The organism is Duganella guangzhouensis (assembly GCF_009674535.1).
Lineage (GTDB): Bacteria > Pseudomonadota > Gammaproteobacteria > Burkholderiales > Burkholderiaceae_D > Rugamonas > Rugamonas guangzhouensis.
This window is the reverse complement of record NZ_WKJK01000005.1, coordinates 367,826-392,880: the sequence shown is the minus strand read 5'-3', so window position 1 is coordinate 392,880 and position 25,055 is coordinate 367,826. Positions and strand designations below refer to the sequence as shown.

26 protein-coding genes and 2 tRNA genes are annotated in these 25,055 nt (G+C 61.6%); 6 read left to right on the top strand and 22 right to left on the bottom strand.

What is annotated here, in order from left to right:
• Nucleotide 1: 1 nt before the first annotated feature.
• The 7 genes from GJ699_RS12465 to GJ699_RS12435 all read right to left on the bottom strand — a co-directional run bounded on the left by GJ699_RS12465 (nt 2) and on the right by GJ699_RS12435 (nt 5,114).
• Nucleotides 2-586 (bottom strand): pilus assembly PilX family protein, encoded by a 585-nt coding sequence (locus GJ699_RS12465; RefSeq protein WP_154376599.1) that lies wholly within the window; start codon nt 584-586, stop codon nt 2-4.
• A 9-nt stretch (nt 587-595) separates the two neighbouring features.
• Nucleotides 596-1,810 carry a PilW family protein gene (locus GJ699_RS12460; protein WP_154376597.1) on the bottom strand — a complete coding sequence of 405 codons (1,215 nt, stop codon included), beginning with the start codon at nt 1,808-1,810 and terminating at the stop codon, nt 596-598.
• 1 nt (nt 1,811) lies between these two features.
• Nucleotides 1,812-2,231 (bottom strand): type IV pilus modification PilV family protein, encoded by a 420-nt coding sequence (locus GJ699_RS12455; protein ID WP_229262073.1) that lies wholly within the window; start codon nt 2,229-2,231, stop codon nt 1,812-1,814.
• A gap of 5 nt (nt 2,232-2,236) precedes the next feature.
• Entirely contained in the window at nt 2,237-2,863 is a 627-nt protein-coding gene (locus tag GJ699_RS12450; RefSeq protein WP_154376593.1) for a pilus assembly FimT family protein, read from the bottom strand.
• On the bottom strand, nt 2,851-3,282 hold the full coding sequence (locus GJ699_RS12445; RefSeq protein WP_154376591.1) for a type IV pilin protein: 432 nt from the start codon (nt 3,280-3,282) through the stop codon (nt 2,851-2,853). Before GJ699_RS12445 ends, GJ699_RS12450 begins: the two co-directional genes overlap by 13 nt.
• A gap of 111 nt (nt 3,283-3,393) precedes the next feature.
• Nucleotides 3,394-4,449, bottom strand: coding sequence for a sensor histidine kinase (locus tag GJ699_RS12440; protein WP_371867544.1), 1,056 nt, complete (start codon nt 4,447-4,449; stop codon nt 3,394-3,396).
• Nucleotides 4,446-5,114 carry a response regulator transcription factor gene (locus GJ699_RS12435; RefSeq protein WP_154376693.1) on the bottom strand — a complete coding sequence of 223 codons (669 nt, stop codon included), beginning with the start codon at nt 5,112-5,114 and terminating at the stop codon, nt 4,446-4,448. Before GJ699_RS12435 ends, GJ699_RS12440 begins: the two co-directional genes overlap by 4 nt.
• Before the next feature lie 193 nt (nt 5,115-5,307).
• On the opposite strand from GJ699_RS12435, the gene GJ699_RS12430 reads away from it, so the two are divergent.
• Nucleotides 5,308-6,111 (top strand): Crp/Fnr family transcriptional regulator, encoded by an 804-nt coding sequence (locus tag GJ699_RS12430; RefSeq protein WP_154376589.1) that lies wholly within the window; start codon nt 5,308-5,310, stop codon nt 6,109-6,111.
• Here the strand turns inward: GJ699_RS12430 and GJ699_RS12425 are convergent.
• From GJ699_RS12425 to GJ699_RS12365, 13 genes are all read right to left on the bottom strand, one after another.
• Complete coding sequence (locus tag GJ699_RS12425; protein ID WP_154376587.1) at nt 6,008-7,570, bottom strand: CHASE3 domain-containing protein; 1,563 nt, start codon at nt 7,568-7,570, stop codon at nt 6,008-6,010. The genes GJ699_RS12430 and GJ699_RS12425 overlap by 104 nt on opposite strands.
• A gap of 111 nt (nt 7,571-7,681) precedes the next feature.
• The gene (locus tag GJ699_RS12420) at nt 7,682-8,314 is read right to left on the bottom strand and encodes a response regulator (RefSeq protein WP_154376585.1); all 633 of its coding nucleotides are present in this window, start codon (nt 8,312-8,314) and stop codon (nt 7,682-7,684) included.
• A 136-nt stretch (nt 8,315-8,450) separates the two neighbouring features.
• On the bottom strand, nt 8,451-8,867 hold the full coding sequence (locus GJ699_RS12415) for a MerR family transcriptional regulator (RefSeq protein ID WP_371867543.1): 417 nt from the start codon (nt 8,865-8,867) through the stop codon (nt 8,451-8,453).
• A 14-nt stretch (nt 8,868-8,881) separates the two neighbouring features.
• The gene (locus tag GJ699_RS12410) at nt 8,882-9,232 is read right to left on the bottom strand and encodes an integration host factor subunit alpha (protein ID WP_154376583.1); all 351 of its coding nucleotides are present in this window, start codon (nt 9,230-9,232) and stop codon (nt 8,882-8,884) included.
• A 143-nt stretch (nt 9,233-9,375) separates the two neighbouring features.
• Nucleotides 9,376-11,802 carry a phenylalanine--tRNA ligase subunit beta gene (gene pheT / locus GJ699_RS12405; RefSeq protein ID WP_154376581.1) on the bottom strand — a complete coding sequence of 809 codons (2,427 nt, stop codon included), beginning with the start codon at nt 11,800-11,802 and terminating at the stop codon, nt 9,376-9,378.
• A 33-nt stretch (nt 11,803-11,835) separates the two neighbouring features.
• On the bottom strand, nt 11,836-12,855 hold the full coding sequence (pheS, locus tag GJ699_RS12400) for a phenylalanine--tRNA ligase subunit alpha (protein ID WP_154376579.1): 1,020 nt from the start codon (nt 12,853-12,855) through the stop codon (nt 11,836-11,838).
• A 79-nt stretch (nt 12,856-12,934) separates the two neighbouring features.
• Nucleotides 12,935-13,294, bottom strand: coding sequence for a 50S ribosomal protein L20 (gene rplT / locus GJ699_RS12395; protein WP_154376577.1), 360 nt, complete (start codon nt 13,292-13,294; stop codon nt 12,935-12,937).
• Nucleotides 13,295-13,319: 25 nt separating this feature from the next.
• A complete protein-coding gene (gene rpmI, locus GJ699_RS12390; protein ID WP_056156036.1) occupies nt 13,320-13,517 on the bottom strand; it encodes a 50S ribosomal protein L35 in 198 nt (65 codons plus the stop codon).
• A gap of 177 nt (nt 13,518-13,694) precedes the next feature.
• The gene (locus GJ699_RS12385; RefSeq protein ID WP_229262072.1) at nt 13,695-14,486 is read right to left on the bottom strand and encodes a substrate-binding periplasmic protein; all 792 of its coding nucleotides are present in this window, start codon (nt 14,484-14,486) and stop codon (nt 13,695-13,697) included.
• 127 nt (nt 14,487-14,613) lie between these two features.
• The gene (infC, locus tag GJ699_RS12380; protein WP_371867548.1) at nt 14,614-15,156 is read right to left on the bottom strand and encodes a translation initiation factor IF-3; all 543 of its coding nucleotides are present in this window, start codon (nt 15,154-15,156) and stop codon (nt 14,614-14,616) included.
• A 20-nt stretch (nt 15,157-15,176) separates the two neighbouring features.
• Nucleotides 15,177-17,084: a threonine--tRNA ligase gene (gene thrS, locus GJ699_RS12375; RefSeq protein ID WP_154376573.1), complete on the bottom strand. Its 1,908-nt coding sequence runs from the start codon at nt 17,082-17,084 to the stop codon at nt 15,177-15,179.
• Nucleotides 17,085-17,266: 182 nt separating this feature from the next.
• A tRNA-Val gene (locus GJ699_RS12370) sits at nt 17,267-17,343 on the bottom strand.
• A gap of 39 nt (nt 17,344-17,382) precedes the next feature.
• Nucleotides 17,383-17,459 (bottom strand) — tRNA-Val (locus tag GJ699_RS12365).
• Between the two features lie 143 nt (nt 17,460-17,602).
• Between GJ699_RS12365 and GJ699_RS12360 the strand changes: the two genes are divergently transcribed.
• Genes GJ699_RS12360 through GJ699_RS12345 form a run of 4 tightly spaced genes read left to right on the top strand, consistent with a single transcriptional unit; the run spans nt 17,603 to nt 21,261 of the window.
• The gene (locus tag GJ699_RS12360) at nt 17,603-18,538 is read left to right on the top strand and encodes a cation diffusion facilitator family transporter (protein WP_154376572.1); all 936 of its coding nucleotides are present in this window, start codon (nt 17,603-17,605) and stop codon (nt 18,536-18,538) included.
• Nucleotides 18,535-19,584, top strand: a complete 1,050-nt coding sequence (locus tag GJ699_RS12355; RefSeq protein ID WP_154376570.1) for a serine hydrolase domain-containing protein — start codon at nt 18,535-18,537, stop codon at nt 19,582-19,584. The genes GJ699_RS12360 and GJ699_RS12355 overlap by 4 nt, the downstream gene beginning before the upstream one ends.
• Nucleotides 19,577-20,575, top strand: a complete 999-nt coding sequence (locus GJ699_RS12350; protein WP_154376567.1) for a hypothetical protein — start codon at nt 19,577-19,579, stop codon at nt 20,573-20,575. The genes GJ699_RS12355 and GJ699_RS12350 overlap by 8 nt, the downstream gene beginning before the upstream one ends.
• Nucleotides 20,576-20,616: 41 nt before the next feature.
• Complete coding sequence (locus tag GJ699_RS12345; protein ID WP_154376565.1) at nt 20,617-21,261, top strand: CatA-like O-acetyltransferase; 645 nt, start codon at nt 20,617-20,619, stop codon at nt 21,259-21,261.
• Here the strand turns inward: GJ699_RS12345 and GJ699_RS12340 are convergent.
• Entirely contained in the window at nt 21,256-22,119 is an 864-nt protein-coding gene (locus GJ699_RS12340; RefSeq protein WP_154376563.1) for a LysR family transcriptional regulator, read from the bottom strand. The two genes, GJ699_RS12345 and GJ699_RS12340, sit on opposite strands and share 6 nt — an antisense overlap.
• 93 nt (nt 22,120-22,212) lie before the next feature.
• Here GJ699_RS12340 and GJ699_RS12335 point away from each other — a divergent pair, with 93 nt between their 5' ends.
• Entirely contained in the window at nt 22,213-22,803 is a 591-nt protein-coding gene (locus tag GJ699_RS12335; protein ID WP_154376561.1) for a glutathione binding-like protein, read from the top strand.
• On the opposite strand, the gene GJ699_RS12330 is transcribed toward GJ699_RS12335, so the two are convergent.
• Nucleotides 22,800-25,049, bottom strand: coding sequence for a RelA/SpoT family protein (locus tag GJ699_RS12330; protein WP_154376559.1), 2,250 nt, complete (start codon nt 25,047-25,049; stop codon nt 22,800-22,802). The two genes, GJ699_RS12335 and GJ699_RS12330, sit on opposite strands and share 4 nt — an antisense overlap.
• Between the last annotated feature and the right edge of the window lie 6 nt (nt 25,050-25,055).

Below are 25,055 nucleotides of genomic sequence, written 5' to 3'. Positions count from 1 at the left end.
CTCACGGCCCCTTCATGATGACGGCCTGCGTCACCACATTGCCGCCGCGCGGGCCGAACACGCGCGCGGTTACCACGTAATGAATCTGCGCCGCGCTGGCCAGATTGGAGGCATCCACTTTCAGGGTTTCGCCCAGCGCGCGCGGACCGGTGGTGCCGGGACGCGGCGCCGTGGTCTGGCATTTGTTGGGCAAAACGTCGTAGGCGCCGGTGAAGTTGCACATGCGGTGGATCACGTATTCGACGCGGTTGCCGTCGCTGTCGACCGGCAGCGTGATCGAACCGGTCCAGAAATTGGCGTTGGCGACGGTCCAGGTCTGCGGCAGCGTGGCGACATAGCCGGCGGCCGCCTGGTTGACCAGCAGGTCGTTATTGTTGCTGACCGTGCGCAGATAGGTGAAGCCGGCATGCAGGCCAGCGTCGGCGGCCTTGGTCATGGCGGCGTCGTAGGCCAGATTGGTGGCGGTCAGCGTGGTCGAGGTGCTGGAACGCAGCAGGTAAATGCTGCTGACCATCATCACTGTCAGCATGATCAGCATGATGGGCAAGGCGATGCCGCGCTGGCGGCGGTGGGATAGCTTACTCATTTAGCTTACTCATGGCCGGTACTGGGAATTAAGAATGGGCACGATGGTCTCGAACACCCGGTAGGTGTAGCACTTCCAGTCGACGGTATCACCGCTGACGGCCACGTTGACCTGCTGCGGCACCGCCGTCACGCCGGACGGCACGTTGGTGCTGAACACGGTCGGCATCACGGTGGTGGCGGTGCAGCTGGCGCCGGGCGCCGGCTTTTGTACGGTCTTGCTGCGCGCCACCACGGCGATCCGCACGGCGGCGATGCGCTGGTAGTCGCCCAGGCCGCCACTGCTGCCGTCACTGTCGGCATCGATCATGCTGGCGCTCCAGGCACCGAGCTGCATGCCGCCGTTGGCGGTGGCGACCAGCGACGTGCCGTTGCCGGACGGGTTGGGATCGTAGTCGGTCAGCACGCGCGTATCGAAACCGTATTGCGCCTTGATCGAGACGATGTTGTCGGCCACCGACACGCCGGCCTGTTCCGCTCCGGTAAGGTCGGTGGCGCGCAGCAGCAGCACGCCGTTGCTGACCGACCAGGTGTGGAAATGCAGTTGGTCTGGCTGGCCCAGGTTGTACATGAAGGTGACGCTCTTGGCATAGGCCTGCGTCATGCTGGCGGCCGGGTTGTAGCGGTAGTCGCTGCCGGATTGCAGCAGTATCTCGGCATCATGCATGCTGGCCGGATTGAAGCCCGCCATCTGCACCACGGTGCACGGCCGGTCCGGTGACTGCGGCGCCACCACCAGCACATCGCCGCTGTTGTAGCCGTACGGCGAACCGACAGCGCCGACGATGTAGGATTCGCCGTTATAGTCACCGTTCATCAGCACCGAGCCGACGCCGGCGTTGGAGCTACCGCTGTTGAACGAGATCACATCCGGATTGGCGCCATTCGACTGGATCACCACCGCCGCCAGCGGCGTGATGTTGACGCCATCGCGCTTGGCGGTCAGCAGCTGATAGCCGCGCTGGTCGCTGAAGGTGGTGGCGCAGCCGGCCACGGTGCGGTCGTTCAGCCCCCAGCCGGCGATGCTGGCGTCGCCGCTCAGCTGGAACATCGCCAGCATGCCGTTCTGCATCGAGTCGGAGCCGCCGATGGCGGATTCCTTGTTGGTCTCGCCGCGCACCACCAGCCGGGTCGCGAACAGCAGCGCCAGCAGGCCGATCACCACACTGACCATCAATTCCACCAGCGAGAAGCCGCCCATGCGGCGCTTGAATAAGGTGTTCATGTCAGCGCGCGATGTAGGAAGTGAGACGGTGGGTGTTCATATCGGTGTTGGCCTTGCGCTGCCAGCGTATCAAAATCACCACCTGATAGCGGTTTTGCGCCTGCTGGTCGGTCACCGTCACGGTCAGGATCGCGCCGGGAATATTGGTCTGGGTTTCCTTGACCCAGGCTTTGAGCTGGTCGTTGGGCGTGCCGTTTGAGGCGAGTTGATACAGCAAAATGTTAGGCAAGTCGGTGCTGATCACACCGATCAGCTTGTCGGCGGCCAGCGTAGCCTCGGCGCGCATGCCGGCGTCCGACAGCGCCGAGTAGGCGCGCGCCTGCAGGCCGACCGTGCCCAGCAGGCCAATACCGAGGATGACGATGGCCAGCATCGCCTCCAGCAGCGCGATACCGCCCTGGCGGCGGCGACGGTTAAGCATGGGTTTCATGGTGGGCAGGCTCGGTTGTCGGTGCTGGGCAGCGTTGGATTGCACTTGGCGACCAGGCCGGCCAACGTGATGTTGAGCGCCACCACCGGCACTTCGGCGGCATATTTGGCGGCCGGGTCCAGCCGCAGCTGGGTCAGCCGTTCGTCATAGGTGGTGTTGACCCAGCCCAGCGCGGTGTAATAGATCGCCGAGCTGCCGGACGGCAGCGTGCTCGGCACCAGTACTTCCGAGGTCGGCAGGCTGTCGGCCGAGCGGAAGATGGAGCGGAAACCGCTGGCGCCGAGCGGATCGTTGGTGGCGGCGGCGCTGGTGGTCGACCAGCCATCCTGATCCGGCAGACATTGGGTGGTGGTGCTGATGTAGCAGATATCGACCTGCCAGTCCATCTGGCCGGTATTGGCATTGGCCGACAGCACGATGCGGCTGGCGGTGTTGTGCGACACCGCCTCGCGCCGCGCCGCGTTGAAGCCCTCGGCGTAAAACTCGCTGGCGCCGCGCGCACGGTTGGCCAGCAGCCAGTTGCTGGCATTGGGAATGCCGATCGCCAGCATGATGCCGAAGATGGTGATGGTCACCAGCAGTTCGAGCAGCGTGAAGCCGGCCTGCCTTCTTAATTCGAACATGCTCCACCTTTATGGTCTACCCAGCAGCTGGTGCTGGTGCCCCAGCCGGTCGGGCTGCCGGTGGTGGCGTGGACACCGCTTTCGTTGATGGTGTAGACGAAGCCGTTCATCTTGCCGATGCCGGTGGCGGTGATGGTATAGGTCGACGCGGTGGCGTTGCTCAGCGCGTAGGTGAAGTTGGCGGTAGCGCTCGGGAAACTGGTCGAGTTGTTGAACCCGACATAGCTGCGGCTACCGGCATTAGCCCAGAACTGCTCGGCTGACGGCTGCGCCCCGCCGAGTGCGGTGAAGGCTTCGCTGAGGCGGCCACGGGTCACGTAATCGCTATAAGCCGGCACCGCCACCGCCAACAGGATGCCGACGATGGCCACCGTGATCATCACTTCGATCAGTGTAAAACCCTGCTGAATGCGTTTCATGAGCCTGCTCCCCATAGATAATCTTGCTGGATTGCAGTGTAACGCTTCTGGCTTTCATTTCCCTGAGGAAATCCTGACAAACTGCTGACAAGCGCACAATTTGACGCAAATTTACGTAAATCGCACCGTAAACAAGGCGCCACGGCCATCGGCGCCCTCGCCCACCGACAGGCGGGCACCGTGCACAACGGCGATGTCGCGCACGATCGCCAGACCGAGTCCTGTGCCGTGGGTCTTGTCATCCAGCCGCACGTAGCGGTTGAACACTTGCTCGCGGCGCGCCGGCGGAATGCCGGGGCCGTTGTCTTCCACTGTCAGCAGGCCGGCCTCGCCATCGGCGCGGCAACTGACCGTCACCGTGCCCTGCGCCGGCGTGTAGCGGATGGCGTTGTCGATCAGGTTGTCGATCAGGTCGCGCAGCAGGAAGCGGTCGCCCTGGATGGTGACTGGCTGCAGGTCGAAGCCGATATCGATCGCTTTCAGCGTGGCCTGATCGACGAAGGCTTGCACCGCCTCGGCCACCAGCGCGTCCAGCGCCAATGGCTCCAGCCGGGCTTTTTCAAAGTGCTGCGGCTCGGCGCGGGCCAGCGCCAGCAGCTGGTTGGTCTGCCGTATCATGCGCTCGGTGGCGGACAGCATCAGCTTCAGCGATTGCGCGCTTTCCGGCTCGGCCTGATGGCGCGCGCCCAACCATTCCAGCTGGGTCTTGAGGCCGGCCAGTGGCGTGCGCAACTGGTGCGCGACGTTGGCCAGGAAGTCCTGGCGCGCCTGCGCGCCCTCGCCCACCTTGGCCAGCAGGCCGTTGAAGGCGGACACCACCGGTTCCAGTTCATACGGCACGTCGGCGCCGGCGATCGGCGCCAGGTCGTCGCCGTCGCGGGCATTGAGATCGGCGCGCAAGCGGTTCAGCGGGCTGAGGCCATTGCTGACGGAGAACCAGATCAATCCTACGCAACCCAGCGCCACGGCAATCTCCAGCAGCACCAGGATGCGCAGCACGGCTTCGCGCACCTGCTCGCGCTTGTGGCGCGCTTCGGCCTGGGCAGCGCTGATGGCGGGCGCGCTCGGCGGCCACGCCAGCATGTAGGTCAGCGCGCCGGCGCCGATGTTCATCAGCAGGATAGGCGGGATCAGCCATTTCAGCAGGCGCAGCCGGATGCTGCTCACGAGGCCGCCTCCAGCACATAGCCAAAGCCGCGGATGGTGCGAATGCTGACGCCGGCATCGGCGATCTTCAACCGCAGGCGCGAGATATAGACTTCCACCGCGTTGGGCGTGATGTCATCGCCCCACGGCAAAATGGCGTCGATGATCTGCTGCTTGGACACCACCCGCGCCGCATGCTGCAACAGGTATTCCAGCACCGCCCATTCGCGCACCGACAGTTCGACCAGCTTGTCGCCGACGCGCGCGCGTTTGGCGTCGACGTCCAGCGACAACTGGCCCAGCGACAGCGCCGCCGGCCGGGGCGTATTGCGGCGCGCCAGCGCCTTCACCCGCGCTACCAGCTCGGCGGTGGCAAACGGCTTGACCAGATAATCGTCAGCGCCCTGCTCCAGCCCGCGCACGCGGTCTTCGACGGCGTCGCGCGCCGTCAGCAGCAACACCGGCACCGTGCTGCCACGCGCGCGCAGCCGCCGCACCACCTCAAAGCCGTCCAGGCCGGGCAGGCCGATATCCAGCACCACCACCTCGGCCGCGCCATCGCGCTGCAGCAGCTGATCGGCCTGGGTGCCGTTGCCGACCACCTCGACCGCCATGCCGTGTCCGCCCAGCGCACGGCTCAAGCCGTCCGCCAGCACCGCGTCATCTTCCACCACCAGTACGTGCATAATCGTGCGCCACATCATCTGAATGTGTGCCATTATGCCGCTGCCTCTCTCAGAAAGACAGCGGGCCTTGTAGGACAAGGACTACAAATGCGCATGTCTCAGGACTACATTTGCGCGTCCCCTGCTCTTATGTTCGCCACTTCACAAAGCTCTTAAAGTTACAACAACACGTAACTAGCTTGTGAGGATCCCCATGAACAATACCCAAGTCGCCGCAACCCCAACCACCAGCCGCGCTCTGCCGCGTGGCGCCAAGGGCATCAAGGTTGCCTCCCGGCCTGCGGTCACCTTCAGCGGCGCGCAGCAGAATGAGCTGCTGGGCGCGCTGCCGCGCGACATACTGGAATCCCTGTTTGAGCACCTGGAACTGGTGCAACTGCCGTTTGGCAAAGAGCTGTTTGAATTCGGCACCGCGATGGAATATGTGCACTTCCCCACCACCGCCATCGTGTCGCTGCTGTATGTGATGGAAGACGGCGCCACCACCGAGATCGCCGTGGTCGGCCATGAAGGCGTGGTCGGCGTCTCGCTGTTCGAAGGCGAGCGCGCCATGTGCAGCGCGGTGGTGCAAGCCGCTGGCTACGGCTACCGCATGAAGGCCCAGCATCTGCGCGATGCGTTTGCCAAGGGCGGCGCGCTGCCGGCACTGCTGATGCGCTACAACACGGCGCTGTTCGCGCAGATGGCGCAGAACGCCGTCGGCGGCCGCCACAGCTCGATCGAACAAAAGCTGTGCCGCTGGCTGCTGGACCGCCTGGACCGCTCGCCATCGAACGCGCTGAAGGTGACCCAGGAAATGATTTCCATCATGCTGGGCGTGCGCCGCGAAAGCATCACCGCCGCCGCCGGCAAGCTGCAGGACGAAGGCTTGATCACCTACCGTCGTGGCAACATCACTGTGCTTGATCGCTCAGGCTTGGAGGCGTATGCGGGCGAGTGCTATAAGGTGGCGAAGACGGAGTTTGATCGTCTGCGACTGGATGTAGCGCGTTGCTGATGACGTCGCTGATGGCGGACGGCAGCGTGGTCGACAACACGGGCACCGGCTTGCTGTCCTCGCTACGCTCGCTCGGTTTGGGCAGCGGGATCGCCACTTCGATGCAGGTGCCGGTATCGTTGCGGCCGCGCCGAATATTGAGCGTGCCGCCCAGCAGCAAGGCGCGCTCGCGCATGCCCAGCAAACCATGCGACATCGGCTTGATGATGGTGTCGGCCGCAATGCCGATGCCATCGTCGATAATCCGCAGCATCAGTCCCTCGCCGCTGCGGTTCAGCGTAACGATCACGCGGCTGGCCTTGGCGTATTTGCGGATATTGGTCAGCGACTCCTGCACGATGCGGAACAAGGCGATCGACAAATCGCCGGAATGGCGCGCGGTCGCCTCGATCTCGGCCGCCACGGTGCAATCGCAGCGCACCGTCGACAGGCGGCTGAATTCTTCGCAATAGCTTTCGATCGCCGCACACAGGCCCAGATTATCCAGCAGACTAGGCCGCAGATTCTCAACGATGCGGCGCTTCATTTCCACAGTTTCCACCAAGGTCGCGCGGGCGCGCTTGAGCTGATCCGCCAGTTCCGGATGGGTCTTGCGCAGCTGCTGCGTGACGGCCGCGATGTCCATGCTGATCGAGGTCAGATTGGCGCCCAGCTCATCATGCAGCTCGCGCGACAGCCGCACCTTCTCTTCCTCGCTGATGCTGATCAGGTGACGCGACAGCACCGACAACTGCTCGGTACGCTGCTGCACGGTCGATTCCAGGTTCTCGTTGGCGCTTTGCAGCGCGTGCTCGACCGCCGCGCGGTGCGCAAAGCTGCGCCCCACCAGTTGGTAGAACATGATCAGCACGATGATCGCCACCGCGTTGATGCTGACGCCCAGCCACACCGCCTTCTGGTACTCCTGGTAGAACATGGCGCTGCGCGCATTCAGCGTTTCGTTCTGCTCCTGCTCCATGATGACCACCAGCAGACGGATCTCGTCCATGCTGGCGCGGTCGTCGCTGAGCTTGGCGATGTTGACGATTTCGGCCAGGCCGCCATCACGATACACATCCAGCGCCTGGCTCATGATGCTGAGGCGGCGGCGCACCAGCGTTTGCAGCTGGCTCAGGTTTTTCAGTTGCGAAGGATTATCGGCCAGCAGCTTTTCCAGTTCCTTGAACTCGGCCTCGCTTTCAGCCAGCGCGGTGCGGGTGGGCCCCAGATAGGAATCGCGGCCGGACAGGAAATAGCTGCGCATGCTGCTTTCGGCATCCAGCACCAGCACGTTCAGATATTGCAGGCGGTCGGCCACGCGCGCGGTCTGGCTGAGCAGGACTTGCGCGCCGCGCAGGGCTTGCAGATTATGGAACAGACTGAAACCGTTGACGATCAGCAGCAGCGCGCAAGTCACGCACAAGACGGTCTTGTACAGCGGCAAGCGGTGATGCGGCGCTGTTTCGACGGTGAAATACATCCGTTTCCTTCACTGATGGTTGCCGGGCGACGTAATGGCCCAGACTACCCAATTATAGACTGGAAGGAAAATAGACGCGTTAGCGCGCACCGCAACAGTGCGCGATGGTTTCTAATCTAAAAGATTGTTTTTCATGGCGTAATAGGTCAGATCCGAATTGGACTGCATGCCCATTTTTTCCATGATGCGGGTGCGGTAGGTGGAGACCGTCTTGATGCTGAGCGACAGCGCGACACCGATGTCCGACACGGTGGCGCCACGCGCCAGGCGCAGAAACACCTGGAACTCGCGGTCCGACAACTCGGTGTGCGGCGCGGTGTTGGGGTCGCGGTCAAAGCTTTGCGCCAGCAATTCACCCACCTGCGAGCTGACGTAGCGACGGCCCTGGAACACGGTGCGCACGGCGGTGATCAGCTCGTCCGCCTCGCACTCCTTGTTCAGATAGCCGTTGGCGCCCATCTTGAACAGATTGAGCGCATATTGCTGCGCCGGGTAACCGGACAGGATCAGCACCGGCAAGTCCGGCTGGCCCTGGCGGATGGTGCGCAAGGTATCGATACCGCTTTGGTCCGGCATGGCGATATCGAGCAATAGCACATCGCAAATTTCACGGCGGGCGATGTCCAGCGCTTCGCGCCCGGTACCGGCTTCCGCCACCACGTCGAAATCATCCGACGATGAAAAAATCTGTTTAAAGCCTGCTCTTACAATTTGATGGTCGTCACAAATGGCAACGCGTATCATTGTTTCCTCTCGTCGTGCCCGCTCGAAGTCGGGCTATCCGCCACCGTGCATCAGCGTCGCTGATAATCGATTAATGTTGAAAGTATAGCAGCAATCAAATCGCCAGCCGCGCTTTGCGCCAGCAGTGTGCGGGGCCTTAATCCTGTTTCAGCAGATCCAGGATGGCCAGCAGCTCGCTGCGCACCATGTCGCGGTCCAGCGGTGGAACAACGGCCGACGGTTCCGCCCCGTTGACAGCCGATCCACCATCATACTCCGTGGCGGCGCTATCGTATGCACGGCTGTCGAGTTTATTGCGCGCGCCGCTGATGGTGAAACCCTGTTCATACAACAGCTCGCGGATGCGGCGTATCAGCAGCACTTCGTGGTGCTGATAATAACGGCGGTTGCCGCGGCGCTTGACCGGCTTGAGCTGAGTGAATTCCTGCTCCCAGTAACGCAGCACGTGCGGCTTCACGCCGCACAGCTCGCTGACTTCACCGATCGTGAAATAGCGCTTAGCCGGTATCGGCGGCAGGACGACCAGTTCGGACTTGGCGAGACGATCGTTCACAGCTCAACTCCCGTTCAGGCGGCGCGCGCCATCGATGGGCTGCTCTCTTCCACCATGCCCTTGAGTTTTTGGCTGGCGTGGAAGGTCACGACGCGGCGCGCCGTGATGGGGATTTCCTCGCCGGTCTTGGGGTTGCGGCCCGGCCGCTGCGGCTTGTCGCGCAGCTGGAAGTTGCCGAAACCGGACAGCTTGACCGCTTCGCCGCGCTCCAGCGCATTGCGAATCTCGTCAAAGAAGGTCTCGACCATGTCCTTGGCCTCGCGCTTGTTCAGACCAACCTGCTCGAACAACAGTTCGGCCAGCTCCGCCTTGGTCAGCGTGGGCAAATCTTTTTCCGCATCCTGGCGCACTTTGGCAACCTGCATCGCCCGGTGCAAATCGGCAGCCAATGCGGATTGGAGTACGGCGGAATCAACGTCGTTGTTATTAATTTTCCAGCCCTGCCTTATATCAAAAATGAACAAGTCCGGCGCAAGCCGGACTCCCGATTGGTCAAAATACCAACGCTTTATGCACGCAGACGCGCACCGTGTGTTTGCTTGGCTGCCTCGCCGGCGGCGGCCATCACGGCCTCCACCACATCGTCTTGCAGCGTGTTTTGAGTATCTTGCAAGCTAAAGCGGAAAGCAAGCGATTTTTCATCTGCCTCCAAACCTTTGCCACGATATTCATCAAACAAAACAATGGCTTGGACAATCTTGCCTTGCGGAATTGCTTGCACAGCAGCATTAAATGCATCCAACAAGTCCTGCGCCGGCACGCCCTGCTTGACGACGACGGCGAGGTCGCGGGTGGCGCCCGGGAACTTCGAAATCTCATCATACTTTGGCACAGGTCGTTGCTGCAAGGCAAGCGCATCCACCTCGAACACCACCGGCGCGTTTGGCAGCTCGTATTTCTGCAACCAGCGCGGGTGCAGCTCGCCGATGAAGCCGATCACCTTGCCGTCCAGCAGCACATTGGCCGAGCGGCCTGGGTGCAGCGCCGGGTGCTCGGCTTTAACGAAACGCAGTTGCAGCGGCGCGAACAGATGCTCCAGGTCGGCCTTGGCGTCGAAGAAGTCGACGTTGCGGGTATCCTGGCCCCATTGCTCATCCGCCACGCTGCCGTAGGCGATGCCGGCCACGCGCTTCGGCTGGTGATAGCCGGCCACGGTCAGCGGACCGTCGGCCACGCTGCTGTCGCGGTGGTAGGTGGCGCCAATTTCAAACGCGCGCACGCGATTGGTTTTGCGGTTCAGGTTGTAGCGGACGTTGGCCACCAGGCTGCCGACCAGATTCGAACGCATCACGCTCAGCTGGCTGGCGATCGGGTTCTGCAGCTTGATCGGGCTGTCATTGCCGGCGAAGTCCTGCTCCCAGGCCGCTTCCACAAAGCTCATGTTGACCACTTCCTGGTAACCCAGGTCGGCCAGCTGGTGACGCACCGCGAACAGCGAGCGGGTGTCTTCCGGCGCGATGATCATGGTGTTGGCAGCCACCGGCGCCACGGTCGGGATGTTTTCGAAGCCGTAGACGCGCGCCACTTCCTCGATCAGGTCTTCCTCGATTTCGATGTCGAAGCGGTACGATGGCGAGGTCACCGCGAACACGCCGTTGTCGAGCGTGAACGGCAGCGCCAGGCGGGTGAAGATGTCGGCAATCACCTGGTCGTCCAGCGGCACGCCAATCACTTGCTGGGCGCGCGCGGTGCGCATCCGCACTGTCTGACGCTGCGGCACGTTGACGATCTGGTCGTCGACCGGGCCCACTTGCGTGGTGGCCGTGCCGCAGATTTCGATCAGCAGCGAGCTGATGCGCTCGATGTGCTCGACGGTGTTGTTGTAGTCCACGCCGCGCTCGAAGCGGTGTGCCGCGTCGGTCGAGAAGTTGTACTTGCGGGCGCGGCCCTGGATGGCGTTTGGCCACCAGAATGCGGCTTCCAGATAAATGTTCTGGGTTTCCAGCGAGACGGCGGTGGCGTCGCCACCCATGATGCCGGCCAACGATTCGATTTCCTGCTCGTCGGCGATCACGCCAACCCACTCGTCCACCGCCACGGTGTTACCGTTCAGCAGCTTCAGCGCTTCGCCCTTGCGGCCCCAGCGCACGTCCAGGCCACCGTGGATCTTGTCCAGATCGAACACGTGGGTAGGACGGCCCAGCTCCAGCATCACGTAGTTGGAGATGTCCACCAGCGCCGACACCGAGCGCTGGCCGCTGCGCTCCAGGCGCTGCTTCATCCAGTCCGGGGTGGCGGCTTTGGCGTTCAGGCCACGGATCACACGGCCCGAGAAGCGGCCGCACAGGTCCGGCGCCGAGATTTTCACCGGCAGTTTCTCGTCCAGGTTGACGGCGACCGGGCGGAAGGCCGGCACGGTCAGCGCCACGCCGGTCAGGGCCGACACTTCACGCGCCACGCCCAGCACCGACAGGCAGTCCGCCTTGTTCGGGGTCAGCTTGATGGTGAACTTGAGGTCGTTCAGCGCGTAGTAGTCGCGGAAGTTCTTGCCGATCGGCGCGTCGTCCGGCAGTTCCAACAGGCCGCTGCCCTCTTCCGACAATTTCAGTTCCTTGGCCGAGCACAGCATGCCTTGCGACTCGACGCCGCGCAGCTGGCCTACCTTGATTTCAAACGGCTTGCCATCGGCGCCCGGCGGCAGTACCGCGCCGGCCATGGCGCACACCACTTTCAGGCCCGGGCGCACGTTGGGCGCGCCGCAGACGATGTTCAGCAAAGTGCCGGTGCCGACGTCAACCTGGCAGACGTTCAGGCGATCGGCGTTCGGGTGTTTCATCATTTCGCGCACATGGCCCACCACCACGTTCGAGAACGGCGGCGCGACAGGTTCCACTTCTTCCACTTCCAGGCCGGACATCGTCAACAGATGCGCCAGTTCATCCGAAGTCATCTTCGGATCGACCATGGTACGGAGCCAGTTTTCGGAGAATTGCATATTCGTTCGAGCTTTCTTTTAATCGGGACCGAATTAGTTGAACTGCTTCAGGAAACGCAGGTCGCCTTCGTAGAACAGGCGCAGATCGTTAATCCCGTAGCGCAGCATGGTCAGGCGCTCCAGGCCAGAGCCGAACGCGAAACCGATGTATTTTTCCGGATCCAGGCCGAAGTTGCGCACCACGTTAGGATGCACCTGGCCCGAGCCGGACACTTCCAGCCAGCGGCCCTTGAGCGGACCGCTGCCGAACGCGATGTCGATCTCGGCCGACGGTTCGGTGAACGGGAAGTACGACGGACGGAAGCGCACTTGCAGGTCGTCGGTCTCAAAGAAGGCTTTGACGAAGTTCAGGTACACGCCCTTCAGGTCGGCAAAGCTGATGTTCTCGGCAATCCACAGCCCCTCAACCTGGTGGAACATCGGCGAGTGGGTGGCGTCGCTGTCGACGCGGTAGGTGCGGCCGGGCGCGATCACCTTGATCGGCGGCGTGTGGCTGCGCGCATAACGCACCTGCATCGGCGAGGTGTGGGTACGCAGCAGCAGCGGCTTGCCCTGGCTGTCGTTGCCTTCGATATAGAAGGTATCCTGCATCGAACGCGCAGGATGGTTTTCCGGGCTGTTCAGCGCGGTAAAGTTGGTCCAGTCGGTTTCGATTTCCGGGCCGTCGGCCACGTCGAAACCGATGGAGCGGAAGATCTCTTCCACACGTTCCCAGGTACGCATCACCGGGTGCAGACCGCCGCCGGCGCGACCGCGGCCTGGCAGCGTCACGTCGATCGCTTCTGCGTTCAAACGGGCTTGCAACTGGGCTTCGGCCAGCGCGTCACGGCGCGCGGTCAGCGCGGCTTCGATCTGCTGCTTGGCGGCGTTGATCAGCGCGCCCTGCGCCTTTTTGGCGTCAGGATCGAGCTTGCCCAGGCCCTTCATCAATTCGGTAATCTGGCCGGTCTTGCCCAGATATTTGGCTTTGGCATTTTCCAGTGCGGCGGCGTCATCTTTGGCCGCGTCGAAATCCTGCACTGCTGAGGCGACGAGTTGTTCCAGGGAGTCCATGCGTTTTTCTTATCCTTGAATCAAAAACGGGGCACAGGTATGACCCTTGCCCCGTTCTCTTGCGTAAATCAGCGCTTAATTAAGCAGCGATTTTAGCTTTAACGATGTTAACAATCGCAGCGAAGGCTGGCTTGTCCATCACTGCCATATCGGCCAGAACCTTACGGTCCAGTTCGATTGCAGCTTTCTTCAGGCCGTTCATGAAGACGCTGTAGGTAACGCCATGCTCACGCGAAGCGGCGTTAATACGAGCGATCCACAGGCGGCGGAAGACGCGCTTCTTGTTACGACGGTCACGGTATGCGTACTGGCCAGCGCGCATAACTGCTTGCTTGGCAATACGGTATACCTTGCTACGACGACCGCGGTAGCCTTTGGCAAGATTCAGTACTTTTTTATGACGGGCACGCGCAGTAACCCCACGTTTTACTCGAGGCATATTAGCTCCTTAAATGAGTGTGAGATTAAGCGGATGGCATCATTGCGTAGACGCGCTGGACGTCGGTCGCATCGATGTTACGGGTGCCGCGCAGTTGACGTTTGTTCTTCGTCGTCTTCTTGGTCAGGATGTGGCGTTTGAAAGCCATACCCGATTTAACGGTACCACCTGGACGCACGCGAAAACGTTTTTTCGCCGAGCTCTTGGTTTTCATTTTTGGCATAGATATTCTGCCCTCTCGGACAGCTCCTATTAAACAGGATTACAGGTGGCAACACTACGTCGCTCTTAGATGCCTGCTCTCACTTGTTTGTGCAGCGGATGCGAGTCCACTACATTTACTACAGCCGAGCATTATAGATCAAAAAAAGAAAAAAAGCACCGCTGACGCGAAATCAGCCTATGGACGCGCCACGGCCAGCATGCCGACACCTAGCCGGCGCCAGTATTCGCGCTCCACTTTGGCCAGGTCGAGGCCGCGCTGGGCGGCATGGAAAGCTTGCTGCAAATGCAAGCCCTGCTCGGTGCGCTGGAAACAAACATGCACGCTGCGCTCAATGAACAGCTGATCGGTCACCACAATCCGCTCGTGATCGCCCGGCTGGAAGCGCGTGCTGGCCAGCAAGTAGCCCAGCACCCGCCTTTCAATCACGATCGCTTGAAAGCGGGAATGCAACAGCTTGCGCAGATTCATCTCGTCATTCGCGGCATTCTCCACCGTCAGCACGCCGGAGCGCACCAGCTCATCAAACTGCGCGCCGTAAGAATAGCCGTCAACCACGCCCAGCCGCATGCCGCGCAAATCCTTCAGTGCCGCAGCGCTGACCGGCTTGTCGCTTAAAAACGCCAGCACGGTTTGCCGGCTGCCGACAGGGTCGGAAAAATAGCAGAGTTTTTCGCGTTCGGGCGTGCGGAACATGGCCACCGCGCCGGCATAACGCGGATCTTCCAGGCCGACTTTCATGGCCCGCTTCCAGGGATAATATTGGATCTGCACGCTGTAACCCATGCGCTCCAGCACCGAATCCAGCAAGGCGCCGGTCAGGCCGTTATCGGGCAGCGTGTGGCTGAAAAACGGCGGCCACTCCTCGGTGGCAAAGCGCAGCGCGGGCGCATCTGCCGCAAGCGCGGACTGACCAAATAGCAGACCGGCGCTTAACGCCATCCGCAACAGCAGCCCAGACAAATTCAAGCGCCCTCCCCATGGCTTAGACCACGACGCTTTGATTATGCGCTCAAAACTTACAGCAGGGGGAAAGGATTTGTTGCTGAGAAACAGAAAAGGCGGACCACCTGATGATGATCCGCCTTCGGGGGACTTACTTCTTCTTCTTCGGTGCCAGCACCATGATCATCTGACGGCCTTCCATTTTCGGGAATTGCTCGACCTGGCCATGCGGCTCCAGGTCGGCCTTCAGACGTTCCAGCATACGGAAGCCAATATCCTGGTGCGCCATCTCGCGACCACGGAAGCGCAGGGTGATTTTGGTTTTATCACCCTCTTCCAGGAATTTGATCAGGTTACGCAGCTTGATATTGTAGTCGCCATCATCGGTGCCCGGACGGAATTTGACTTCCTTCACGGAGATGACTTTCTGCTTCAATTTCGCTTCGTGAGCCTTTTTCTGCTCCGAATACTTGAATTTGCCGTAGTCCATCAGACGGCAGACCGGCGGGGTCGCGTTAGGCGCGATCTCGACCAGGTCGACGTCCGCCGCTTCCGCCAGGCGGAAGGCTTCGGCCAAACTCACGATACCGAGCGGCTCGTTATCGACCCCACTTAAACGCATTTCAGGGGCAGTGATTTCGCCATTGATGCGATGCGACGACTTGTCAGTAGCTATGGTGATTCCTTTTAAAATCTAATGAAATGCCAGTGCTGTTAGGCTTTGGTGGCGACGTCTTGCTGAAGTCGCTCTATCAGGGCATCGACGGACATGACGCCCAAATCGACATTGCCCCGTGCCCGCACGGCGACGGTGTTGGCATCCCGTTCTTTGTCGCCCACCACGAGGATGTACGGCAGTTTTTGGACGGAATGTTCGCGTATTTTATAGTTTATTTTCTCGTTGCGCAAATCGGTCTGCACGCGGAAGCCGCTACGGCGCAGCTTTTCAGCCACTTGTTGCACATATTCAGCCTGCGCATCCGAGATGTTCAGCACCGACACCTGCACCGGCGCCAGCCATGCCGGCAGCGCGCCCGCATAGTTTTCGATCAGAATGCCGATGAAGCGTTCCATCGAACCGACGATCGCACGGTGCAACATCACCGGCACCTGGCGGGTGTTGTCGGCCGCCACATACTCGGCACCCAGACGCTCCGGCATGAAGAAGTCGACCTGCATGGTGCCGACCTGCCATGGGCGGCCCAGCGAATCCTTCAGGTGGTACTCGATCTTCGGACCATAGAACGCGCCCTCGCCCGGCAGCTCGGTCCAGGTCACGCCGCAGGCGCGCAGGCCGGCGCGCAGCGCTTCCTCGGCCTCATCCCAGATGGCGTCGGAGCCAATGCGGTTATCCGGACGCAGCGCCAGCTTGACTTCGATATTGTGGAAGTGGAAGTCCGCATACACTTCCATCGCTTGCGTGTGGAAAGCCACCACCTCCGGCTGAATCTGCTCGTGGGTACAGAAGATGTGACCGTCATCCTGGGTGAAGCCGCGCACGCGCATGATGCCGTGCAGCGCGCCCGACGGCTCGTTACGGTGGCATTGACCAAACTCGCCGTAGCGCAGCGGCAGGTCGCGGTAGGAACGCATATTGCTGTTGAAGATCTGCACGTGACCCGGGCAGTTCATTGGCTTCAGCGCATACGAGCGGTTTTCCGACTCGGTGACGAACATGTTTTCGCGGTAGTTATCCCAGTGACCGGTTTTGCCCCACAGGCTGGCGTCCAGAATCTGCGGCGCCTTCACTTCCTGATAGCCATTGACCTGGTACTTGTTGCGCATGTACTGCTCCACCTGCTGCCAGATGGTCCAGCCTTTCGGATGCCAAAACACCAGGCCCGGCGCCTCATCCTGGAAGTGGAAGAAGTCGAGTTGCTTGCCCAGCTTGCGGTGGTCGCGCTTTTCCGCCTCTTCCAGTTGGAACAGGTACTGTTCCTGGTCTTCTTTTTTGGCCCACGCGGTGCCGTAGACACGCTGCAGCATTTCATTCTTGCTATCGCCGCGCCAGTAGGCGCCGGCCAGCTTCATCAGCTTGAATACTTTCAGCTTGCCGGTCGACGGCACGTGCGGGCCACGGCACAGGTCGGTGAAGTTGCCTTCGCTGTACAGCGACACATCCTGGTCAGCAGGAATCGATTCGATGATTTCGGCCTTATAGGCTTCGCCGATCGATTTGAAGTAGGCGACGGCCTCGTCACGCGGCAATACCTTGCGGGTGACTTGCTCATCCTTCTTGGCCAGCTCGGCCATTTTCTTTTCAATCGCCACCAGATCGTCAGGCGTGAACGGACGCTTGTACGAGAAGTCGTAGTAGAAGCCGTTTTCGATGACCGGGCCGATGGTCACTTGCGCATCCGGGAACAGCTCTTTGACGGCGTAGGCCAGCAAGTGGGCGGTCGAGTGACGAATCACGTCCAGACCTTCCGGATCTTTATCGGTCACGATGGCCAGATCGACATTCTTGTCGATCAGGTAGGAGGTATCGACGACTTTACCGTCGACCTTGCCAGCCAGCGCGGCCTTGCCGAGGCTGGTAGCGATGCTGGACGCCACTTGAGCAACGGTGACTGGACCGTCGAATTCACGGGCGGAACCATCAGGAAGGCGAACTGAAATCATTGTGATCTCCAATGTCGGCGCGCGGGCCGGTGTTTAAAAAATGCGGACGAAAAAAAACGCGGGCTAGCCGCGTTTTCTCTTTTTTCAAGCAAAAGAATCCCGTTGACTAGCGTCACTCCCAAAGCTTGGTAGTAGTTCGCGGTGTCATAACCGTGATTGCCTTTCTCGCTCTTACTATGTTCTGGTGGGCGGTGAGGAATTCGAATCCCCGACCCCTTGGATGTCGACCAAGTATTCTAACCAGCTGAACTAACCGCCCGTTGCACTGCTTTAAATTGTACCGCTTTACTGCGAATTCTGGTGGGCGGTGAGGAATTCGAATCCCCGACCCCTTGGATGTCGACCAAGTATTCTAACCAGCTGAACTAACCGCCCGAAGACCAGCATTATAGAGAGCGATCCGAAGAAAAACAAGGGTCATCATAGGAAACATTTCAATTTCTCCCTATGAAGCGCAGCAGCACGCGTTTCCGGCTTGCATTACACTAAAGCCATTGCCGACACCCACAGCCGCCTCTATGCAAGCAGAAACCTCGCTTCCGCCCTCGCCTTCCGCCCACCTGCATGAACACCGCGACGGCGATGCCCGTTACGCGCACTACACGGTGCAGCGCAGCCAATCGGTACTGGCCTGGTCGCTGGTGCTGACACTGGGGTTTGCCGTGGTGGAGGTGGTGACTGGCTTCATGTCCAATTCGCTGGCGCTGATTTCAGACGCCGGCCACATGGTCACCGACGCCGCCGCGCTGGGCCTGGCCTTGCTGGCGCAGCTGATCGCCAAACGGCCGCCGTCGCGCCATCACTCGTTCGGCTTTGGCCGCGCCGAGGCGCTGGCGGCGTTTGTGAACAGCCTGGTGCTGCTGTTCCTGGTGGCGTGGATCGCCTATGAAGCGATCAGCCGCTTCCGTCAGCCGGAAGCGGTGCAAGGCGGCACCGTCTTCATCGTGGCCGGGATCGGCCTGGTCATCAACCTTGTGCTGGCGTGGATGCTGTCGCGCGGCGACAGCAATATGAATACCCGCGCCGCGCTGGTCAACGTGCTGGGGGATTTGCTCGGCTCGGTGGCGGCGCTGGTGGCGGGCGCCGTCATCTATTACACCGGCTGGGTGCGGATCGACCCGCTGCTGTCGCTGTTCGTGGCGCTGCTGATCCTGAAATCCACCCTCGGCGTGCTGTACGAGTCCTACCACTTCCTGATGGGCGGCGTGCCGCAGCAGATCGACTACCTCAAGGTGGGCGAAGATCTGGGCCAAATCGACGGCGTCTGCTCGGTGCACGATTTGCACGTGTGGGACATGGCGCCCGGCGAGCCGGCGCTGATCGGCCACGTCGAAATCACCGAACTGGAGCGCTGGCCCGAGATCCTGCACGCCATCAAAGCCATGCTGCTGGAAAAGCACGGCATCGACCACATCACATTGCAAGCCGAAGTCGCACCACAAGGAGCCATATGACCACGCGACGTCACTTCCTTGGCGGCAGCGCCGCTGCATTGCTCGGCACCAGCGCATGGGCCAACAATCCGGTGGCGGACGCGTTTGCGGCGGCGCAACCGTTCCAAGGTGTGGTGATGCTGGCGCGGCGTGGACAGCCAGTGTATGCGCAAGCATATGGCATGGCCGATATCGAAGCCGGCACCGCACTGCGCACCGATACCCGCTTTGGCGTCGCCTCCATCTCCAAGTGGCTGACCTCGACCACCGTGCTGCGCCTGATCGAAGCCAGCAAACTCGACCTGGACAGCCCGCTCGGCCGCTGGCTGCCATGGTATCGCGGCAATGGCGCCGACAAGGTCAGCTTGCGGCATCTGCTGTCCAACACCAGTGGCATCCCTAACCAGTTTGCGCCCGCCGCGAAGGCCGATCCCGGCATCATCACGCAAGCGCTGAGCACACGGCAAGCGATCGAGCGCTACGCCATGGGCGACTTGACCTTTACGCCCGGCAGCCGTTTTGATTATGTGCCGACCAACTGGTACATCGTCATCGGCATCATTGAAGCCGTGACCGGCCAGCCCTACCAGCAAGCGATGCGTGACATCACGCTGGACCCGCTGCGCTTGAACGCCACCAGCGCCGATCCGACTGGTGCCGCCATCGCCTACGCCACGCTCAAGCCGCCGGCACGCAAAGTCAGTCCGTTCCAGCCTTACATGGTGGCTTCCGGTGGCTATTACAGCAACGCCGACGACCTGCTGCGCGCCGCCTACGCGATTTTCAACCAGGACTTCATCAGCGCCAGCTCACGCGCGGCCATGCTCCACATCGAAGTGCCCAGCGAAGACTACACGCTGGGCGGCCGCGTCAAAACGCTCAACCTCGACGGCCAGCCGCATCGCTACGCATGGGAAACCGGCCGCACCGCCGGCTACCGCTCCGTGCTGGGCCATCGCCTCGACGGCGAACAAACCGTCATCATCCTCAACAACAGCGACCTGTCGCAAAAGACGCTGGACGAGTTCGCCTACAGCCTGCTTGGCACCCAATTACCCCATGCTTAAGGCCATCGTCGCCACCGCGGCGCTACTGCTCGCAAGGGCCAGCACCGCCTGCTCTTGCCCGCCAATGGAACCGGCCGGCTTCGTCCATGCCAGTCTCAAGCGCCTGCCTGCCAACGCTCGCGGCGCCCTCCTACTGGCGCCGCGCGGCCTTCTGGAAGTACGCGAGAGCGATTTTATCCTCACGTCCAACAACCTCCCGCTTGACGTCCAAATAACACCTTTGGACGGCACAGATCTGATCCGCATTGAGCCCAAAAACGGCTTCAGGCCGGGCGCGCATTACATGCTCCGATACACCGGCGACACAAAATACTGGATATACCCCAGCGCCATCGATTTCGTGATTGACCGCACCGCCATTGGAGCGCTGAGCTATGGAATTGCATTGGAAGGCCCGCCGCAACGCCGTCTTTTAACGATGGGCGATGGGCGTGGGAGCTGCTTCAGCAATCAACCCGTCATCGCGCAAGACTTCCGTTACCAATTACCCGCAGCTCTACAACCATATCGCGAGGCGGTCATTTATGCTTCCGAGATGAGCACAAAAGGAGCCTACAGCCCGCGACGGTTCTCGCCGCTCGTCTGCGCCGTGCCGGCATACGGCAGCACCGCCTACGGCGACGAACGCGACCTGGTCCAGGTGGACTGCGCAGCCCCGAGCACGATGCGAATTCGCGGACGCGTGGGCTTTCTTGAAGTCGAAGACACCTTGCAGACAACCAGCTCCATGGTCGTCAACTTACGCACAGCAGCTGGCAAGGCGTGTCACGGCATGGGCATGTTGCGCGAGGCACTGGCTGCGGGCGACACAGTGCGCGCGCTCGATCTTGTCTGCAAACTGCCCAGCGAGCGAACATACGAGGGTGATTTCGTTCCCTATGCAAAACCACGCCGTGTGCCAAAAACGCCAGCACCGCCGGGCGCGAAGTTGACAGCGTTGAGCGAGCGTGCAACGCCGGAACAGCGCGCCTGCATCGCCGCCATCCGCTAGGCGGCTATAATAACGGCGCTTTTAAGTACATCCCCAAGTCCATGCAAAATTTTGAAAAACGTCGCGATCGGTACGAGGCTTTTGCGTCGTTCGAAAAACCACTCGTCAATCTGAGCTTCGAGCTGGAGGTGCCAGAGTTCCGGCCTTTCTGCAAACAGCGCGGACTGCCGCCGTTCCACTTCTTCCTGTATCACGTGCTGCACGCGCTGGAAGGCATCGATAACTTCATGTACCGCGTCCACCAGGGCGAGGTGATCAAGATCGAGGACTTCTGGGCCTCGTACACCGTCATCAACCAGGATCAGAATCTGAATTTTGCGCGCTTTGAGATGACGCCGGATTTGCAGGCGTTTGTCGCCCGCAGCGTGGCAGCGAAGCAGGTGGCGGAAACCAGCACCAAGATCATCAACAGGTCGGAAGACTTGAGCGACTACGATAAGCGCCGCAACATCCACATCACCTGCATGCCATGGCTGAAGCTGACCTCGATCGAGCATCCGATTTATGCGCACAAGGATTACGATATCCCATCGCTGGCCTGGGGCCGCTTCAGCGATCCGCGCGCGGACGACAAGCTGAGCATGACCATGTCAGTCCAAGCCCACCATGGCTTCGTCGATGGCTACCACATCCACTTGCTGGCGCAGGCCATCGCGCAGCGCATCGCGCAAACCATGGCCTCATAACTCCCGCAGCAACGCCTGCACGGCCGCCGACGCGCGGCCAGCTTCCGAACATACCAGGCCGAATTCCCGATACGCCGGCGGCTGCAATTGCATCACCCGCAAACCTCGCCGGTCTTCCGGCAGCGCCGACTCCGGGATCACCGACACGCCCAGCCCCTCGCGCACCAGCACCGCCGCGCTGGCCAGATCCCGCACCGTCACCCGGATATCCGACAGCATCAGCCCCGCCTGAGTGGCCAGACTTTGCGCATGCACGTGACAGCCGCCAGTGGCCAGCACAAACGGCTCATCGGCCAGCTCGCTCAATGCCACGCCCTGCTCGCTGGAACGCCGCCCCAGCGGATGCGCGCCCGGCAGCACCGCCATCCAGGCATCGCGCCCTAGCAGCACAGCCTGCCGCTCCGGCGCGGGATTGAGCACCACGCCCAGTTCCACCGTTCCAGCCGCCAGCCATTCTTCGACCTCGACATCGGTGCCTTCCAGCGCCACCACGTCGATGCCCGGGTATCGCCGCCGAAACGCGCGCAGCATGTCCGGCAACATGGCCCCCAGCACCGAAGGAAAAGACGCCAGCCGGATGCGTCCCGTCGCCAAGCCCCGCGCGCCGTCGGCCAGTGCACGGATGCCATCGAACTGCGCCAGCATCGCGCGCGCATGCGTCATCACCTGCTCGCCAAACGCGGTGACGCTGACATCGCGCCGCTCACGCACGAACAGTTGACTGCCAAGCGCCGCCTCCAGCTGCGCGATCGCCTGACTGGCGCCGGATTGCGAAATGCCGACTTGCGCGGCCGCCCGCGAAATATTGCGCGCCTCCGCCACCGCGAGCAGCAGACGCCAATGGGTCAGATTCATCATTAGAAAAACTGATAGCTAATTTTTGAAGCATTAATTTTACAGCGTGTCAGCCCAGCTCATACAGTAAGCGTTCCTCACCATCTGGAGTTTGCAATGAAGCTGTATTACGCCCCGCACACCTGTTCACTGTCGCCGCTGATCGTTTTGAAGGAACTCGGCCTGCCCCACCAACTGATCAAGGTTGACAACCAAACCAAGCGCACCGCCGACGACCGCGACTTCCGTGACATCAACCCCAAAGGCTACGTCGCCGCGCTCGAACTGAACAACGGCGAAGTACTGACCGAAGGCCCGGCCATCCTGCAATATCTGGCCGACCTGAAGCCGGAGGCCGGCCTGGCGCCAGCGCCGGCCAGTTGGTCGCGCGTGCGCCTGCAGGAAATGCTGAACTTCATCACCAGCGAGATCCACGCCGGCATGGCGCCGTTATTCAACAAGGAGCTGCCGCCGACCTATTTCCAGCAACGCCTGCAACGCCGCATGGCGACGCTGGAGGCCGCGCTCGGCAAGCACGCATACCTGATGGGCGCACAATTCACGGTGGCGGACGCCTACCTGTACACGGTGGTGGGATGGTTTGCATTCTTCGCCATCGATCTGGCGCAGTGGCCGGCAGTGGCGGCCTGGGAGAAACGCATCGCCGCCCGCCCGTCGGTGCAGGCGGCGATGCAAGCGCACGTTTAAGCGCGGCGGGCTTCCTGCACGCCGCCTACTTCCGAGATGGCTAACAGGGCTTTGTGCAGCTGGGCCGTGGCGCCGATTTCGGCGGTGAAGGTCATGCGCGCAAAGCCTTTGGCCGATTGCGTGTTGACGCCGATAACGTTGATTTTCTCGCGCGAGAAAATCTCGGAAATATCGCGCAGCAGTCCCTGGCGGTCATTGGCCAGAATGAAGATGTCGACCGGGTAGACGGTGTCCGAGCCGGCGCGGCCCCACTCGGTGACAATCACCCGCTCCGGCGCCTTGGCGCGCATTTCGGCAAAGTTCTTGCACGTGGCACGGTGGATCGAGACACCCTTGCCGCGCGTGACGAAGCCGACGATGCCATCCGGCGGTGCCGGCTTGCAGCACTTGGCCAACTGCGTCATCAAACCATCGGTGCCGACCACCAGCACACCCGACTTGGCGCCCTGCTCCACGCTGGACGCCCGGCTCTTGCCGAGGAAGACTTCGTCCGCCGGTTCGGCTGGTTCGCCGCTGTCGTGCAGCGCGTTTTCAATCGCGCGCAGGCTGAATTCATCCTTGCCGACCGACAGGAACAAATCGTCGACCTTGGCGAAGCCCAGCTTGTTGGCCAGCGCTTCCAGGTTGACGGCGGTCTTGCCCTCGCGCTGCAGGGTTTTCTCGACCACCGCGCGGCCGTGCGACAGCGTTTCCTGCATGTCGATGGCGTGGAACCAGGCGCGGATCTTGGAACGGGTGCGGGTCGCCACCGTGTATTCATCGCCAAGCCAGTCGCGCGATGGACCGGCGGTGCCGGGCGCGCCCTTGGCGGTGATGATTTCGCAGGTCTGACCATTTTTCAGCGGCGTGTTCAGCGGCACCATCACGCCATCGACGCGCGCGCCACGGCAGCGGTGGCCGACGTCGCTGTGCAGGTGATAGGCGAAGTCCACCGGTGTGGCGCCGACCGGCAGTTCAATCACGCGCGCCTGCGGCGTCAGCACGAAGATGCGGTCGTCCAGCGCGGCGGCCTTCAGTTTCTCGACCCATTCGCGCTGCTGCTCTTCCTGCCCGACCACCGCATCGGCGACGTCGGTTTTCCACGCCAGCAGCTGACGTAGCCAGGCGATTTTTTCATCGTACTGCTGGGCGGTGAAGGTGGAGCCGCCGGTTTCCTTGTAGCGCCAGTGCGCGGCCACGCCGTACTCGGCAAAGCTGTGCATCTCTTGGGTACGGATCTGCACTTCCAGCGGCCGGCCGTCCTCCGCCGTCACCACCGTGTGCAGCGACTGGTAGCCGTTCGGTTTGGGACGCGAGATGTAGTCGTCGAATTCTTTTGGAATCGGGGTCCAGATGTTGTGCACCACGCCCAGCACGGTGTAGCAGGTTTTCACATCCGCCACGATAACGCGGAAGGCGCGCACGTCGTACAGGTCGGTGAAGTCCAGCTCCTTGCCCTTCATCTTGCTCCAGATCGAGTAGATGTGCTTGGGTCGGCCGAACACTTCGGCCTGAATGCCGGCGGCCGCCATTTCCGACTGCAGCCGCGCGATCGCGCTGGTGACGAAGCCTTCGCGCATCAAGCGCTTTTCTTCCAGCATCTTGGCGATGCGCTTGTAGGTTTCCGGCTCGATGAAACGGAACGACAGGTCTTCCAGCTCCCACTTCAGCTGCCAGATCCCGAGCCGGTTGGCCAGCGGCGCGTACAGGTCCAGCGTGTCGCGGCCGTAGGCCTGGGTCATCTCATTGAACAGTTTGATGTCGGCAAAGTAGCGCAGCGTGGTCACGCACGACGCCAGCCGCACCAGCACCACCCGCATGTCGGAGGCCATGGCCAGCAGCATCTTGCGCAGCGTTTCGACCTGGGCCACCGCCAGTTGCGCGGCATTGCGGCCGCGCCCGGCGGCCGGCGCGTTCTGCGCCTGGGTCAGTTCGCGCAGGCGAATCAGCTGGCGCACGCCGGCCACCAGGTCGTTGACGCCCTGGCCGAAACGCGGTTCGATCACCGGCGCCTGCTCGGTGTCGAGCAAGGTCAGTTCGAACATCAGGCCGGCGATGCGGGTTTCGACGTCGGTGTTAAGCGAGGCCAGCGTGCCGGCCACGCCGACCGCGAACTCCAGCGCGACCTGGCCGCTGACACAGGTTTTGTCGGCGTAGGCGCTGCCGGCGAAGTCCAGCGCCGCCAGCATGCGCGCGCTGTCGTCCGGCGACAGCCCGATCACCAGTTGTTCCGACGTTGCGCTGTTAAGCGCGGTGGTGGAAACCATACGACT

What these genes read in the sequence shown, in the direction of transcription:
- GJ699_RS12445 (WP_154376591.1), bottom strand. Translation starts at nt 3,282, where the DNA reads ATGAAACGCATTCAGCAGGGTTTTACACTGATCGAAGTGATGATCACG.
- GJ699_RS12425 (WP_154376587.1), bottom strand. Translation starts at nt 7,570, where the DNA reads ATGTATTTCACCGTCGAAACAGCGCCGCATCACCGCTTGCCGCTGTAC.
- GJ699_RS12350 (WP_154376567.1), top strand. Translation starts at nt 19,577, where the DNA reads ATGCTTAAGGCCATCGTCGCCACCGCGGCGCTACTGCTCGCAAGGGCC.
- GJ699_RS12355 (WP_154376570.1), top strand. Translation starts at nt 18,535, where the DNA reads ATGACCACGCGACGTCACTTCCTTGGCGGCAGCGCCGCTGCATTGCTC.
- GJ699_RS12330 (WP_154376559.1), bottom strand. Translation starts at nt 25,049, where the DNA reads ATGGTTTCCACCACCGCGCTTAACAGCGCAACGTCGGAACAACTGGTG.
- GJ699_RS12460 (WP_154376597.1), bottom strand. Translation starts at nt 1,810, where the DNA reads ATGAACACCTTATTCAAGCGCCGCATGGGCGGCTTCTCGCTGGTGGAA.
- GJ699_RS12435 (WP_154376693.1), bottom strand. Translation starts at nt 5,114, where the DNA reads ATGCACGTACTGGTGGTGGAAGATGACGCGGTGCTGGCGGACGGCTTG.
- GJ699_RS12465 (WP_154376599.1), bottom strand. Translation starts at nt 586, where the DNA reads ATGAGTAAGCTATCCCACCGCCGCCAGCGCGGCATCGCCTTGCCCATC.
- GJ699_RS12430 (WP_154376589.1), top strand. Translation starts at nt 5,308, where the DNA reads ATGAACAATACCCAAGTCGCCGCAACCCCAACCACCAGCCGCGCTCTG.
- GJ699_RS12360 (WP_154376572.1), top strand. Translation starts at nt 17,603, where the DNA reads ATGCAAGCAGAAACCTCGCTTCCGCCCTCGCCTTCCGCCCACCTGCAT.
- GJ699_RS12340 (WP_154376563.1), bottom strand. Translation starts at nt 22,119, where the DNA reads ATGATGAATCTGACCCATTGGCGTCTGCTGCTCGCGGTGGCGGAGGCG.
- pheS (WP_154376579.1), bottom strand. Translation starts at nt 12,855, where the DNA reads ATGGACTCCCTGGAACAACTCGTCGCCTCAGCAGTGCAGGATTTCGAC.
- GJ699_RS12335 (WP_154376561.1), top strand. Translation starts at nt 22,213, where the DNA reads ATGAAGCTGTATTACGCCCCGCACACCTGTTCACTGTCGCCGCTGATC.
- GJ699_RS12450 (WP_154376593.1), bottom strand. Translation starts at nt 2,863, where the DNA reads ATGTTCGAATTAAGAAGGCAGGCCGGCTTCACGCTGCTCGAACTGCTG.
- GJ699_RS12410 (WP_154376583.1), bottom strand. Translation starts at nt 9,232, where the DNA reads ATGCAGGTTGCCAAAGTGCGCCAGGATGCGGAAAAAGATTTGCCCACG.
- GJ699_RS12455 (WP_229262073.1), bottom strand. Translation starts at nt 2,231, where the DNA reads ATGCTTAACCGTCGCCGCCGCCAGGGCGGTATCGCGCTGCTGGAGGCG.
- pheT (WP_154376581.1), bottom strand. Translation starts at nt 11,802, where the DNA reads ATGCAATTCTCCGAAAACTGGCTCCGTACCATGGTCGATCCGAAGATG.
- GJ699_RS12420 (WP_154376585.1), bottom strand. Translation starts at nt 8,314, where the DNA reads ATGATACGCGTTGCCATTTGTGACGACCATCAAATTGTAAGAGCAGGC.
- thrS (WP_154376573.1), bottom strand. Translation starts at nt 17,084, where the DNA reads ATGATTTCAGTTCGCCTTCCTGATGGTTCCGCCCGTGAATTCGACGGT.
- rplT (WP_154376577.1), bottom strand. Translation starts at nt 13,294, where the DNA reads ATGCCTCGAGTAAAACGTGGGGTTACTGCGCGTGCCCGTCATAAAAAA.
- GJ699_RS12345 (WP_154376565.1), top strand. Translation starts at nt 20,617, where the DNA reads ATGCAAAATTTTGAAAAACGTCGCGATCGGTACGAGGCTTTTGCGTCG.
- rpmI (WP_056156036.1), bottom strand. Translation starts at nt 13,517, where the DNA reads ATGCCAAAAATGAAAACCAAGAGCTCGGCGAAAAAACGTTTTCGCGTG.